Origin of the sequence: Priestia sp. FSL P4-0332 (genome assembly GCF_038005845.1) — a bacterium.
Classification (GTDB): Bacteria; Bacillota; Bacilli; order Bacillales; family Bacillaceae_H; genus Priestia.
On sequence record NZ_JBBOUA010000005.1, the window covers coordinates 52,501 to 65,539 of the forward strand.

Sequence of the window (13,039 nt, forward strand, 5' to 3'; positions counted from 1 at the left end):
AAAAACTCCCTTATTTTGTGGCAAGTACGAAACCATTAGCTGGATATATCAATTCAGAAAGTGAACTGCCCATAATAGAGGATGCAATTATTGACTACAAAGTGTATGTTAAAGAAGCGATTCTTCAGTCTAAGTAGTCAGTAAAAAAGCAGTTTACATTTGTAAACTGCTTTTAATTAAATATGATATGAAACTCTAATGGACAAACTACAAAATACTCGCGGCTAATCTCCTAAGATTGAATATACTACTAATACTAGCAATCTAAAAATGAAACTAATATCGCGTGCTATAATAGATAAAAATTAAATACTAGGGGCAATGAATAATGGAAGAATTAAAACAAGAAGACCAAGATGCAGGTAAACTGTATGAGAAAGGGTTTAAGTGGATGCGTTTTGTAAGCTTTTTTATGGTTGTGAACCTCATTTTCACCGTAGCTTTAGTAGCAGTTGCCTTAGTAGCCCCTCAAATTCAAGAAACTTTCCAATGGGTAGCATTTGGTGTATATGGGTTTACAGTACTTTATCTCATCTTTATGCGTGAAGTAGCCTTCAGAAAGACATATGGATCTTTGGTAGTTTGGATGCGGACTGTATGGAATTTTAGCTTTATTGCTAGTGCGTTCGGGGCTGTCACTATGTTTGTGGGCAACACTCACTGGACTTTATTTTAAAGGGATTGCCTGTTTATGTTGAAAGTAAAAATAAAGGAGGAATTCATATGAATCCATACGAACAATTTCAATTAAATAAAGAGGTAGAAGAAATGGCTAAACAACGAATTGAAATCCATAAAAAGCGAATGGAATTATCTGAAGAGCTAGAAAATAACTGGGATAATAAAGAACTCCAAGATAGAATCATTGAATTAGAGGAAGAAAGCCAAAAACTCAAGAAAAAAATTGAAGTTTTACAGGCTAACTATTAAGCATCCTTTCAGGGTGCTTTTTTGGATTAGAGTGTTTTTACCAGAGCTATATGTGTGAACTTAAGTGAATTACTACTTTCTTACACAACCTCTAAAAGTTTTTCAATGAATGACTTCAGTGTCGAGATGTTCAGTTTAGAAAAAAGACTAACCTATTGCTTGCATTGGAATAACTACAAATAGCAAGCATCACCTATTTTGCTAGCATGTCTAACATCATAGAGATACAAAAGGGGATTAATTCCTTACCCTGTAAGCTTTTACCTTATTATAAAATATCGCCTTTTCATTCCTACTTTCTTCATAAATGCTACAGCAGTGATCTTTCCAGACGTCCTTTTTTGGTGCAGACTCTTTTTATATTCATGATATAAAGTAAGGTACATAAGATAATGAATTTGAGTATCGTAGGGGATACAAGTTCCACTTAATTTGCATAATTGTTGATATATGTAATGTTTTGTAGATAATTATGTTGCTCCCACATCTTGAATATTTATCCTATATCAAGTACAATAAGTTGAATATAAGTTCAACTTAAAAAATGAGGTGTTTATAGATGAAAATTTCACGCTTTAATAAAGACTGCGGTAACTCTGTCGATATGAACATTATGGATGGATATCTATTTGATTTCCCAACGAATGTAGTCGAACTGCAAAAAGATGCTGCTGATTCGTTCTTTACAGATGCGGTGACAGCTCCAGAAGAATTTAAGAAGCGCATTTTACTTTCTACAACCATTGAGGTAGAAGAGAAAGAGCGTTATTTCTTAGTAGGTGACATTGCAGCTAGTCAATTGCTTGCCAACAATCACATTAATAAATTACATAATAAAATTACAAGTCATATTCCATACATCACTTTTTTAGCTGCGATTGCGTATTACCATGCGTTACATGCCAAAGATAAAAAAGACAATACAATTGAAATTGACTATTTTTCTACCATGTTACCAATCTGGCTCCTTAAGAAAGAAAGCACATTTGGCGCGGCTCAAAAAGCCATGGCCAATCGTTTCTTAGGCGATCATACGTTTACCGTGCATACGCCTGGTTTTGAGAAGACTTTAAAGGTAGTAGTAGAAGAAAGTGCATGCTTAAAAGAGGGAGAAAGTGCACGTTTTGCGTTAAAAAAAGACTTAACGCTTCAAGATCGTGAAGATGCGAATGAGTATGTAGAATGTGAAACAGTCATGGTGGACATAGGCGGTGGTTCCATTGATGTGGTTATTCTACCAGAAGGGTTGAAAGCTGCCAATAGTCGTGAATCGTTTCAAAGCATTGAAGGTATTCCTTATTTAGCTCATATTGATAAATTGCGTAAAGAGAAATTTCTAGAATTATTTACAGACTTACGTGCCTTTGATCAATTTATTCTCGATAACTACAGCAAGCAAAAGTTTGTATTAAAAAACGAGAATACAGGTGAATCTATTGATTTAACAAGTACAATCAAATCTTCACTACGAGAATATGTGGAGATTTTATTAGCTAAACTAAATGACGTCGCACCACCACCAGCGAATAAACTACGTAAGTATGTATATTGCGGCGGAGTAGCTCCCACTTTAGAAGTAGCTATCATGAATAGTATGCGTGAGAAAATTGGAGAAGAACGTACGGAGAAGTATCATAAGGTTCCCCAAGATAGCCGCCACTTAAATTTATTTGGCTTGGAGATTCGTAGTATTGGTTATGTTCAAAAGAAGCAAGCAGCAGAGAAGAAAACCGTTAAATCCTAATAACGTAGGTGATAGGGATGTCAGAGCGTCAAAACGCCTTTACGATTAAGACCAATCGATTGAGTGATGAAGTTTATAATAAACTAGCTAAACATGCTAAATCGCGTAAGTTAGGGGACTATATTTCATCTTTAATTCTACGTGATCTAGATGATTCATCTAATGGAAGAAAAGCAATAGAAGACAAAAAAACCTACGAAATGCTTGAACATATCAAGAATGAATTAGCTGATTTAAAAACATTAGCAAAAACGACAAGTTTTGTAGGAAACCATTCCTTCCAAAAAGAAGAGCCTTCGAAGGTTCCACAACTGAAAGAAGGAAAGGTTGCAGATTTAGAAAATATATCTGGCTCATTAGACGATGACGACTTAGAAGAATATAACGATTTTTAAACAGTAAAACCACTAGAATCCATCCTAGTGGTTTTTTCTGTTTTACATATCACTACTTATAAGGTGGTGATTCATTCATCTTAGGTAGGTTGCTCAATTAAGATATAAACCATTTATATAGCAAAAGCAGGCTTAAACCTGCTACTACTTTGGCGAGTTCCTTTATTTATCATAGGATGTAGTATTTTCGTGTGATAAAGGGAATAAATTCTTTAAGTCAATGTTTTCTATGTCAGTCACATAAGCTACAATCAAAAAAATAAAAATAATCCAGTATATGATTTTTTTCAATCTCCCCAACTCCTTCACTAAAAACAGTATTATGAGAAATACTCAGAATTGCAATAAACAGACATTTAACCGCGATATAAAGGATATTTTTTCTGGTAGTTTTTTAGTAACAACATTTCAACACTTCTGCACCAGAATCCCCTTAACTGTGTATAGTTAATTTATGATTGAGGTTGTTCAATATAGATAGTTCGAAAAGGTACACCTTTTTAGACGATGAAAAAATGATTCAAAAAACGTCTATTTAAATGAAAAATATACTTTTACGGACAAAATATTTAAATCTATTATACGATGTGAAAGTCATTATTATCGTTAACAAAATAAAAAGCAACCTCGGCATTGGCAAGCGAGGTTGCTTTTAATAGGGTTCACACGTAGTTGAATATGAAAGAAATAACTGCAAATAAACAATAGCACATTTTTGCTGGAGATACTATATTTTTCCGTATAAGCATATGTATAAAAGGTGCACTTTTTATACGTTCTTGTTTCTTTCAACTATCCAAAGAACATAGTCATATCAACGATGCATAAAAAGTTGCATGATTCGGGTGAAAAATCCTTGGTGGAAGCCTACCGCCCCAAGGGTTCTTTTGCTTTCTTATCTCCGTAAAGAGACATTATGTTAACAAGAATTGTGCTCTTTCTTTTTATTAAGGGCCCTTTTGTGGAATAACACTTAATGAGCGAATTAGATAAATTTTGTTGAAGTAAATAGAGAAGATTGTTAAGAAATGTACTTAAGCTAACGGAGCAGGTTAGTTTAATATTTGGACAATTTATTTTTCTAGGTTTTTCTTAACAATGGATGATTCTTTTTTAACGTGAAATCGCTCTTTTAAAAAGCCCCTTAAATTTCTCCTTATCTTCTGATGTAAATGGTTTTGGCCCCTTTGTACGCTTTCCGCTTTTTCGAGCCATTGCACTCAAATAACGTGTTTGTAATAATTGGTCAATGTTTTCATTTGTATAGCTAGCCCCATTATGGTGAAGTACCGCACACCCTTTTGCTAAACCTAGCGAAGCAAGACCATAATCTTGCGTAACGATTATATCTCCTTTTTCTGCTAACCTCATAATACGATAATCCGCAGCATCTGCTCCAGAATCAACATAAATGGTTTCCACTCCTGATGGTTGTTCTGCATTAGAAAAATGAGAAAAACTAGTGACAAGGATAACAGGAATTTCAGCATTCGTACCTTCAGAGATAATGATATCTTTTACTGGACAAGCATCGGCATCAACATAAATTTTCATCTTAACCTCTCCCTGTAAATAAGTTTGAGTTGATGATAATGGCAAATTTAGCCTTTGTCAAACGATAAAGATGGTTTACCTAAAATTATTAAAAAACAGTTGTTCTAATAAAGGGCGCGTTTGTTGAACAAGAAGTAAAATGGTGACACATATTATACATGACTAATATGTATCACTATCTATTTTTTTATGACTTTTTACGATTTGGTCTTGATAAGCTTTTGCGTCTATTCCTGAACAATCAAGATTGTTCTAATTGTGATTTATAAGAGAAAATGAGAAGCTAATTTGAGCTTACGTAACCTTCTAACGTATAAAAAGGTTAATTACTTTTTGTGCGTATAATAAGGTTTATTTAGTAGAGTAAGTAGACGTTTTGTCATTAGTTTTCCTATAGTATAAAAAGGTGTACCTTTTGGGACTGCTTTATTAGGAAGAACTAAATTTTAAAGATCCTTAAAATTAAAAGATAAGCATATATTAATTATGGTTGATTATGAAATGGCTATCATCGTAAACCAAATTGCACATAAAAATAACTGAATTCTTGAAGATGGAGGAAATCAAATGAACTTTGTCCCATATGTAATTGAGCAAACACGAACAGGTGAACGAGCTTATGATATTTATTCACGATTATTACAAGAGCGTATTATCTGGATCAGTGGAGAAATTAATGGCGAAACTGCATGTAGTATCATTGCACAATTATTGTTCCTGCAAGCAGAGGATGACAAAAAGGACATTATTATTTACATTAACTCACCAGGAGGATCTATCACAGATGGCTTGGGAATTTACGATACCATGCAACAAGTTCGTCCTGATGTAAGTACATTATGCATTGGAATAGCTGCATCAATGGGGGCTTTTTTACTTGCAGGTGGTAAAAAAGGAAAACGATTTTCCCTTCCCAATAGTGAAATTATGATTCATCAACCATTAGGTGGGGCTAAGGGGCAAGCATCTGACATTGATATTAGTGCTAAAAGAATCTTAAGTATGAGGAATCGACTAAATAAGTTACTGGCTTACCATACAGGAAGAACAATAAAAGAAATTGAAAGAGATACAAATCGTGATTATTTTCTAAATGCCGATTCTGCAAAAGAGTATGGTTTAATTGATCAAATTCTAACAAAACAAATTTAAGAGCAAAGAGGGATTAGGGATTCAATGGTGTTATGCACAAAAAAATCAACACTTAGATATAACATTCATCAAATATTCATAATAGAAAATGAAACTGATAATTCCTTGAGTGAGAAAAAATTCCTTTTTTATTCAATAAAATATATCAGTTGAGGTTTATCTGGTTTTGTTACCGAATTTTTTTGAAAAGGTTATTCCTCTCTTTGTCATACCGATACTACTACTTAAAAAGGGTGTATAATTAGTATGACAAAGTAGCACTTATTTAGGTAGAAACATTACAGATTATTAAATATACCAAATACCACGATCTATAATTTGGATAATTTAAGAGGACAACACAGTTAGACCATAAAATGATTAAGAACATCAAGGGAGATAGTACACACACTAACGCCTTTTTTATTGACTTCTTTATTTTTTAGATGAAAAGGAGTGAGATAACGTTGAGTAAGAGTCAGAGAATCTGGACGGACGAAGAAGATTTATTCGTTACAGTACAATATGGACGAATGACGTTACAAAAGATTGGCGAACATTTAAATCGGAGTAAAGAATCTGTTAATAAACGTATTAGTAGATTAAAACTTCGGACCGAAGAAACACGGTTACGCAAAAACTGGACGGAGAATCAAGATACTTTTCTCAAAGAAAACATCGATACCATGAGTAATCGTGAAATAGGCGAACATTTAGGGAAAGTAGCCAGTTCTGTTGTTACACGTATCAAAGTATTAAATCTTGAATGGAAAGAAAAAGTTCGTAGATGGACGGATGAAGAAGATGAGTACCTATTAAATTACTATGGCTCCGCATCTCTTAAACATATATCAGAAAGTTTACAAAGAACTGTAAAAGCCTTAGAGTCTAGGTTAAATCGTTTGGGTGTATATGGAGCAAAAGCAAATACAACAAACATTACAGTCTACGAATTAGCCGAGTGTCTTCAAGTTGATGTTCATACTGTTTACAACTGGATTAAGAATAACAAAATGCCCTATAAAAAGATGGTAGCGAAAACGCGTGAATTTATGTTGATTGACGTACTGATTTTTTGGGGATGGGTTGAACAGAATAGAGGGCTTATTAATTTTTATAAAGTGCCAAAGAACGCTCTTGTTCCAGAGCCAGATTGGGTAGATAAACAAAGGGATATTGATTATCTTACTCGTCCTAGGAATGAAAACAAAAACTGGAACGATGAGGAAGATACTCGCCTAAGGCACATGTTTTACGGAGAAGGCCGTACTCAAAAAGAAATAGGCGAATTAATGGGACGTTCTACTAGGGGCATTCAAAAACGATTAGACCGGTTACGAAAAATGAAAGTTACTGGTTGAAATTGATGAATTTAGTGAAAGATCCAAATAAGATAGGAAGTATAATTGGAGTTGAGACAGGACTTCATTAAACTGAGTGAACGCAGAGCTAAGAATGAATACCATAAGATATGCGCTTCTTAAATAGAGCAGACTCTTAAAGTTAGTTTAATACCAATACCTTAAAACCATTTTGTCTTCTGCAGCAGGCTGTCTAACAAGCCTGCTGTTTTTTCTCTTTTCAACCTTGTATGGCTTACGATTTTCTTGTTGCATTCACTTAATATAACCCTGCTATTCAGTTACGAACACGAATTATCGGTAGGTGATTAGGAGTAATACTATCACTATACCTTTTTCCTTATCATGATATTAATCCAATAATATTGCATTTAGCAATGATCATTATAACGAGCCAAGTTATCTTCCACTGATTCTTCTAAGATTTTCTGAATGACAGTTATCGAAAGCTGATCAATATTTCTGAATCGAATACATCCTTTTCCGACATTTAGGTCTCTTAAAGAATCTATATTCTTTTGCAGAATAGGAGTATTTAGAAAGTACAGACTCATATAATTTTTTTGAGAAGCAAATGCACATAGTGAACCGTTTAGTTCATAATAAGGCATTCCATATTTAATGGATTCTATAGCATTAGGTACTATTTGAATAATTAAGTTGCGAAGTTGGATCAAATCATGCTTTCGATTGTCTGGCACTACTTGATCCATATACTGTTCTACTGTTTCAATGGTGTTTGTCATACTATTTTCTTCCTCCTATAATCTAGTTCAGTACTATCTAATTATTCTGAGCTAATTTGATATCGACTTAGCCGGTGTGTTTGTCATGTGTAAAATATTACTCCATCATCTTTTCTACTCTTACTATTACAAGGAAATAATTACAAACCCTGCTAATTAACTAATATTCTTTACATAACACACATTTGAGAAATTTATTTTTCACAGTTATAGATACGGAGAATCAACCATTTCAACATGTAAACCTGTTAAAACTACTTTTTCTAAAGCATTAGAACATTTGTGAGAGGTTCCTATGTACATATAATAATCATAGCCAAAATGGACAAAGAACTGGTTTCCTAACTCTAATTTACACCACACTGCATTTCGTAATGTTAGCTTTACTAGCTCTTTTACTTCTTGAATACTTATCCATTGTCCTATCCATAATTTTGATATAAATTCAGTTGCATTTTGAGCTTCTATATCTTCAGACCATTGTTCTAACCCTTTTATATAAAGTTTGTTAATATTCATTTCATTCATGAATGTCACAACCGCATTAATATAATTTTTTTCCACTTTCAAATACTCATCCATATTTATCTTTACTCCTACTTCAGAAAAACAAGTCCATTCATCATTGAGAAAGTAACCATTATTATCTCTTTTTAAGGGGTTATACTTCGTTACCCTCCTAGAATACAACTAGCACTCATCTCCTTTTCAACAGTATAGGTATTATACATGCTCGTTAACATACAAAAAACTTTTGGATGTAAGAAGAAATCTATTTGTTAAGGATAATTCGGTATTCAATTTGTACTTCCTGCAACCTTATCCAACTTATCTTTAAACCAATATAGGAAATAGGTATCGATAGTATTCAGAATAATATAAAATATAAAGTGCAAGTAACTTATGGAAAAGGAGGTGGAAGCTATGGCTAAAATCACAGGAAAAGAAAAAGTAGAGTTTTACTTAGATGGAAATTTATTAATGGAAGGTCCAGCCTCTGAATTTTTTAAAGAAGGAAGCATGCATGGGGAAAATATTCCATTAGGTTTAGGAGATAGGTTTGATATGATGAATTTCCCGGCAATGGGTGACACAATAAAACTTCGAGTTATGAAAATGAAAGAGGATCTTCTAGATTTAGGAGAAATTCACACGCTTAAATACTTTCTTTCAAATTATGATGATCAGAAATAATGGCATATCAAAAGCACCCACTAAAACAGAAACGTGTAATTGAAGTAAATAGATAAATAAATCTATAAAAATTATAGTTATACTTTTCATCTAAGTATACTTATGCAGAATTTATCATACCAAACAATATATGAATTTCCGTATGTGAATCCTGGAAGGATAAAAAATGAAAATGAAAATAATGTAGGCGACCTTATGATTCTAATCGAATGAATAGGTCGTTTATTGCTGTTATAAATCTTTTTATCGGGAGCTAATTTGATGTCAAAAGAAAGCGTAATGTTAAATTTGAGGATTAATTTATGTAAACAGATTAAAGATTTACTAGAAGAAATAGAGCAGGGGAATTTAGTTTAAAAAAGAATATATATAAAATAAAACCTCCTAATTTTCTTTAAAGCTGGTAAGGAGAAAGTGTAATTATTAGTTTATCAATGATTTCTTTTTAGTCATCTTAATATGGTATTAGTGCAAAAATCATCAAATCAAGCTAATTAAATTGCCCATGGGATTAACAATCCTTTGCTACAGGGATAATTTTTCTCTTCCCCACTATCTTCTACGCGTATCCATACAAGTTCCCCTTTTCTAATATAATACACTTATTTAACAGCTTCCACCTGCAATATTACGTAGTATTTTCATTATAGATAGTAGAGTGTTTTTTCTACACGCAGTTAAAAAGTTTTTTCGTTCAGTTTATAGTAACTATGTGGTATCCGGTTTTTAACCGTCTGAACTTTAGAAGGAGGAATACCTTGTGAATACAACTGTTAATGAATTGTATGATTTTGGAACAGTCGTAAAGAGGAAGCTATTAAATAATAATCTTTATGCTCAATATTTGAGTGATGCCATGAGAAGAGGAAATCATTTTGATTTTTTATATTATTTTTTGACAGCAACTGTAGATAGTCGAACACCTATACCTGAACATGTCTCAACTGTTTTTTTGAAGGTTCTTAGCGATAAAACAAAGTTGAGTGATCTTACTCCATTTATCATGGGAATGGTCGGAAAATAAACAAAAGTTAAGAGATGTATGTCTTAGATCCTTTAATTGAGGCACCCATCTAGGAATCGGTTTAATAGTTCAGTTTAATCGAGATATGAATATGATTTAAAGATACGTCAATTGCATTCGTTCCAATGATCAAATAAATCGATTAAATAACAGGAGGAGCACTTTATATGGATACTATATTAAGAGTATCATCAATATCAAATCCAAATTCAGTTGCAGGTGCAATTACAGCTATATTTAGAGAAAGAGGCAATGTAGAAATTCAAGTAATGGGAGCCGGTGCTTTAAATCAAGCGATTAAAGCAGTTGCCATTGCAAGGGGATTCGTAGCTCCTAGTGGTGTTGATTTGGTTGTTGTTCCTGGGTTTACAAATATTTTAATCGATAATGAAGAACGAACAGGAATCAAATTAATTTTAGGCCCTAGAAAAAAACGATAGATTTGCGTTAAATAAAAAGGGCTTTTTCGCTTGTTATTGTCGATAATTGCTGTTATGTAAACTAAAAAAGCATAAAGTATACATTTTCAAATGCAAAAAAACTACCTCAGGAGGTAGTTTTTTTGAGAACATACACCATAATAAAATTGGAGTCGATATTTCCATCTCTATAATTAATTTCCGATTTTTAGTGGTTTTATTTATCAAAAACTATAGCTATTTAACAGCTTGTTTTAACTCCTTTCCTGCTTTAAAAGCAGCCACTTTCGAAGCAGGAATATTTACTTCTTCACCTGTTCGAAGATTACGACCTGTTCGTGCCGCACGGTCCCTCACTTCAAATGTCCCAAATCCAATCAGTTGGATTTTTTCTTTCTTGGCAAGTGTGTCATAAATTGTTTCCAGTAGCGCATTTACAGCCTTTTCAGCATCTTTCTGTGTTAGTTCTGCTTTTGTTGCAACAGCACTAACTAGGTCCATTTTATTCATATTCAAACACCTCATCCTATTATTTTAACTTAGTATGTAGAGGTGTTAACCTAGCTTCTACACACTTGTTACCTTATAAAATTAGATAGAAAGTCAAAAAAACCTTTTTTTGTATGATTTACATACGAAAATTCATATATTGTTTGGTATGACATATCCCGCATAAGTGTAGTTAGATGAAACATATATTTACTAATGAATAGAAAGTGATTACAATTATGTAAAATATTAAATGACTTAAATATTCACTTAGTTTACTATGCAAATAGAAAATCTTATACTTGGAGGGATAATTAGTGAAGATTGGTTGTAACGTCATATTTGACGAAAAAAATTATACTGTTTTGTGGTTATACAACAATGGTACTTGTGAAATTAAGGAACAAGGTTCATTAGGAAAAGTTAAATTAGTATCACTTTCTGAGCTTAAAGTGATTTAAAAAAACATCAGTTTTTTCTAATCTGATGTTTTTTAAGTACTTATAAATTTAGTTTAAAATGTTAGAAAAGATAGATTTTACGAATGAGTTGTTAACTGTCGTAAATTTTGAAGGGCAACAAAACATGTTTTAGTTCCGTTACCAACTAGAACTAAAACAGTACATACTCCAAATGTTGCTAGGTTTGAATTAGCAATCAATCGGGCAGCACAAAAACGAATATTACTTCTTGCAAGCTCAACGGTTTTTACCTCATATTTGAAATCACTAACTTTATAAGTATCATACGAGGGTCTCATTCTAGGTAGATCCCCTCCGTTATCTAAAAACATGTTAGTTGAACCAGAATAAGATTTCATATGCAAATTTATAAGCTTGTCCAAATCTTGACTACACTTAATTGTTTTTTCGTCTAAAAGTCCATAATTACTACCTAGATCAATTAACTCTTTCCTTTTTTTTGAAATACACTTTCGTAAGTCTTCTACTTGACCTACTGGATTAACTACCATTGACATAGCTTCTTCTCACCTCATCGAATTTTTTCAGTCTCTAGTAAATTTAGCAGGTCCATAATAAAGAAATAGAGCCAACAAAAAATATTATGAGCAATATAAGATAGAATGAAAATGGTTTCTACAAAACATATCAAAAAATTACAAAAAATACAGACATGAATGAGCTAATCCGTTCGAAAAAGTATGTAATGCATGCTTTTATATTTAGGTAATTGGCTTTCATAAAAAATCAAACGAATAATATTCTTTATAAAATGAATGATCTCCAATATTTTGAGCAAACTACTCAAGATGACGTGAGGCATGAGTCCTTAAATAAGATATGTGTAACAGAAAAACTCCTTTAACGCATTCAGGGAGTTTTTCTGTTTTTTTAGTGGAATAATTGTAGTAATTTGGATAACACATAGTAGTTGGTTATTTTTTCTTAGGGGTATATAGAAAATATATTGTATGGTTATAAATTCCTTATGAGAAAAGAGAAGGGTTTATGCTAGATGAATATGAAGTGCTCTTATTTACGAGGGAACTTTCAAATTTAACTAAAGACTATCCTACTTGTACAGATCCGTTAACGAAAGAAAGCGTGTATCAACAAATCGAACTGTTACGCGAGGTTCTTCAATTATATGATCATAGTGAATTTAAATCACCTTTACAGTGATTTTTCATTTCATAATAGGCATTGTACCTAATAGTAAACAAGTTGGATTTTAACATGATGTAAATCTCCATTACTCTGTACTAGTTTAGTGTAAAAGACCCTCTATTTTTGAGTTTAAACCAGTGACGTAAGCCATACTATATAAAAGCGACTACTTGTCACACCATAAAACATGTTATTAACAGTAAAAAAGCAAAACAACCAGTGGATAGATAATAGATTTACTCGTTTTGTGTAGAAACACTTTTATAATTTCATTATGTAATAACAAGGCTGTATAAGACTCTTTTTTCCTTATATCCTATTAGTGTGATTTAGAATAAAGTTGTACTGTTTTGAAATAAAGATTGATAAAATAGTTTGCTCATCATTAGAATAGTGTAAGCTGTTTTTACTTAATAGTTAGTGT

The 13,039-nt window shown here is 32.5% G+C and carries 17 protein-coding genes (1 of these 17 cut by a window edge); 12 read left to right on the plus strand and 5 right to left on the minus strand.

The features are described from left to right. The 5 genes from MKY06_RS29760 to MKY06_RS29780 form a co-directional block, all read left to right on the plus strand. A protein-coding gene (locus tag MKY06_RS29760; RefSeq protein WP_055992265.1) for a hypothetical protein crosses the window boundary here: on the plus strand, window positions 1–137 show its 3' portion. 178 nt of this gene lie to the left of the window's left edge; 137 of the gene's 315 nt are visible here — the last part of the coding sequence; its start codon lies off the left edge, out of view; the stop codon is at window positions 135–137. Between the two features lie 191 nt (window positions 138–328). Continuing rightward, window positions 329–676, plus strand: coding sequence for a hypothetical protein (locus MKY06_RS29765; RefSeq protein WP_055992262.1), 348 nt, complete (start codon window positions 329–331; stop codon window positions 674–676). Between the two features lie 47 nt (window positions 677–723). After that, window positions 724–930, plus strand: coding sequence for a hypothetical protein (locus tag MKY06_RS29770; RefSeq protein ID WP_055992259.1), 207 nt, complete (start codon window positions 724–726; stop codon window positions 928–930). Window positions 931–1,489: 559 nt separating this feature from the next. Continuing rightward, entirely contained in the window at window positions 1,490–2,674 is a 1,185-nt protein-coding gene (locus MKY06_RS29775) for a ParM/StbA family protein (RefSeq protein WP_116299563.1), read from the plus strand. 17 nt (window positions 2,675–2,691) lie between these two features. Continuing rightward, window positions 2,692–3,069 carry a hypothetical protein gene (locus MKY06_RS29780; protein WP_029325566.1) on the plus strand — a complete coding sequence of 126 codons (378 nt, stop codon included), beginning with the start codon at window positions 2,692–2,694 and terminating at the stop codon, window positions 3,067–3,069. Between the two features lie 1,113 nt (window positions 3,070–4,182). On the opposite strand, the gene MKY06_RS29785 is transcribed toward MKY06_RS29780, so the two are convergent. Further along, complete coding sequence (locus tag MKY06_RS29785; protein WP_098591279.1) at window positions 4,183–4,623, minus strand: YaiI/YqxD family protein; 441 nt, start codon at window positions 4,621–4,623, stop codon at window positions 4,183–4,185. Between the two features lie 567 nt (window positions 4,624–5,190). On the opposite strand from MKY06_RS29785, the gene clpP reads away from it, so the two are divergent. Next, window positions 5,191–5,775 (plus strand): ATP-dependent Clp endopeptidase proteolytic subunit ClpP, encoded by a 585-nt coding sequence (clpP, locus tag MKY06_RS29790; protein ID WP_055992250.1) that lies wholly within the window; start codon window positions 5,191–5,193, stop codon window positions 5,773–5,775. Window positions 5,776–6,221: 446 nt separating this feature from the next. Next, window positions 6,222–7,115 (plus strand): hypothetical protein, encoded by an 894-nt coding sequence (locus MKY06_RS29795; protein WP_055992248.1) that lies wholly within the window; start codon window positions 6,222–6,224, stop codon window positions 7,113–7,115. A 371-nt stretch (window positions 7,116–7,486) separates the two neighbouring features. Here MKY06_RS29795 and MKY06_RS29800 read toward each other — a convergent pair whose 3' ends face one another. Both MKY06_RS29800 and MKY06_RS29805 read right to left on the minus strand, forming a co-directional pair. After that, the gene (locus tag MKY06_RS29800; protein WP_055992245.1) at window positions 7,487–7,861 is read right to left on the minus strand and encodes an iron chaperone; all 375 of its coding nucleotides are present in this window, start codon (window positions 7,859–7,861) and stop codon (window positions 7,487–7,489) included. Window positions 7,862–8,068: 207 nt separating this feature from the next. Further along, window positions 8,069–8,443 (minus strand): hypothetical protein, encoded by a 375-nt coding sequence (locus MKY06_RS29805; RefSeq protein ID WP_055992243.1) that lies wholly within the window; start codon window positions 8,441–8,443, stop codon window positions 8,069–8,071. A gap of 342 nt (window positions 8,444–8,785) precedes the next feature. Between MKY06_RS29805 and MKY06_RS29810 the strand changes: the two genes are divergently transcribed. The 3 genes from MKY06_RS29810 to MKY06_RS29820 all read left to right on the plus strand — a co-directional run bounded on the left by MKY06_RS29810 (window position 8,786) and on the right by MKY06_RS29820 (window position 10,519). Further along, complete coding sequence (locus MKY06_RS29810) at window positions 8,786–9,055, plus strand: hypothetical protein (protein WP_055992240.1); 270 nt, start codon at window positions 8,786–8,788, stop codon at window positions 9,053–9,055. 760 nt (window positions 9,056–9,815) lie between these two features. After that, window positions 9,816–10,079 carry a hypothetical protein gene (locus MKY06_RS29815; RefSeq protein WP_055992237.1) on the plus strand — a complete coding sequence of 88 codons (264 nt, stop codon included), beginning with the start codon at window positions 9,816–9,818 and terminating at the stop codon, window positions 10,077–10,079. A 167-nt stretch (window positions 10,080–10,246) separates the two neighbouring features. Further along, on the plus strand, window positions 10,247–10,519 hold the full coding sequence (locus MKY06_RS29820; RefSeq protein ID WP_055992234.1) for a stage V sporulation protein S: 273 nt from the start codon (window positions 10,247–10,249) through the stop codon (window positions 10,517–10,519). A gap of 216 nt (window positions 10,520–10,735) precedes the next feature. Here the strand turns inward: MKY06_RS29820 and MKY06_RS29825 are convergent, their stop codons facing one another. Continuing rightward, entirely contained in the window at window positions 10,736–11,008 is a 273-nt protein-coding gene (locus MKY06_RS29825; protein WP_055992231.1) for an HU family DNA-binding protein, read from the minus strand. Window positions 11,009–11,304: 296 nt separating this feature from the next. On the opposite strand from MKY06_RS29825, the gene MKY06_RS29830 reads away from it, so the two are divergent. Continuing rightward, window positions 11,305–11,448 carry a hypothetical protein gene (locus MKY06_RS29830; RefSeq protein WP_172738007.1) on the plus strand — a complete coding sequence of 48 codons (144 nt, stop codon included), beginning with the start codon at window positions 11,305–11,307 and terminating at the stop codon, window positions 11,446–11,448. A 77-nt stretch (window positions 11,449–11,525) separates the two neighbouring features. On the opposite strand, the gene MKY06_RS29835 is transcribed toward MKY06_RS29830, so the two are convergent. After that, window positions 11,526–11,966, minus strand: a complete 441-nt coding sequence (locus MKY06_RS29835) for an aspartyl-phosphate phosphatase Spo0E family protein (protein WP_098240124.1) — start codon at window positions 11,964–11,966, stop codon at window positions 11,526–11,528. Between the two features lie 490 nt (window positions 11,967–12,456). On the opposite strand from MKY06_RS29835, the gene MKY06_RS29840 reads away from it, so the two are divergent. Then, entirely contained in the window at window positions 12,457–12,630 is a 174-nt protein-coding gene (locus MKY06_RS29840; RefSeq protein ID WP_156376633.1) for a hypothetical protein, read from the plus strand. The last annotated feature ends 409 nt before the right edge of the window (window positions 12,631–13,039 follow it).

Bases quoted from the DNA above. Each gene is read 5' to 3' on its own strand.
- MKY06_RS29765 (WP_055992262.1), top strand. From the start codon at position 329: ATGGAAGAATTAAAACAAGAAGACCAAGATGCAGGTAAACTGTATGAG.
- MKY06_RS29770 (WP_055992259.1), top strand. From the start codon at position 724: ATGAATCCATACGAACAATTTCAATTAAATAAAGAGGTAGAAGAAATG.
- MKY06_RS29775 (WP_116299563.1), top strand. From the start codon at position 1,490: ATGAAAATTTCACGCTTTAATAAAGACTGCGGTAACTCTGTCGATATG.
- MKY06_RS29780 (WP_029325566.1), top strand. From the start codon at position 2,692: ATGTCAGAGCGTCAAAACGCCTTTACGATTAAGACCAATCGATTGAGT.
- MKY06_RS29785 (WP_098591279.1), bottom strand. From the start codon at position 4,623: ATGAAAATTTATGTTGATGCCGATGCTTGTCCAGTAAAAGATATCATT.
- clpP (WP_055992250.1), top strand. From the start codon at position 5,191: ATGAACTTTGTCCCATATGTAATTGAGCAAACACGAACAGGTGAACGA.
- MKY06_RS29800 (WP_055992245.1), bottom strand. From the start codon at position 7,861: ATGACAAACACCATTGAAACAGTAGAACAGTATATGGATCAAGTAGTG.
- MKY06_RS29805 (WP_055992243.1), bottom strand. From the start codon at position 8,443: ATGGATGAGTATTTGAAAGTGGAAAAAAATTATATTAATGCGGTTGTG.
- MKY06_RS29810 (WP_055992240.1), top strand. From the start codon at position 8,786: ATGGCTAAAATCACAGGAAAAGAAAAAGTAGAGTTTTACTTAGATGGA.
- MKY06_RS29820 (WP_055992234.1), top strand. From the start codon at position 10,247: ATGGATACTATATTAAGAGTATCATCAATATCAAATCCAAATTCAGTT.
- MKY06_RS29825 (WP_055992231.1), bottom strand. From the start codon at position 11,008: ATGAATAAAATGGACCTAGTTAGTGCTGTTGCAACAAAAGCAGAACTA.
- MKY06_RS29835 (WP_098240124.1), bottom strand. From the start codon at position 11,966: ATGTCAATGGTAGTTAATCCAGTAGGTCAAGTAGAAGACTTACGAAAG.
- MKY06_RS29840 (WP_156376633.1), top strand. From the start codon at position 12,457: ATGCTAGATGAATATGAAGTGCTCTTATTTACGAGGGAACTTTCAAAT.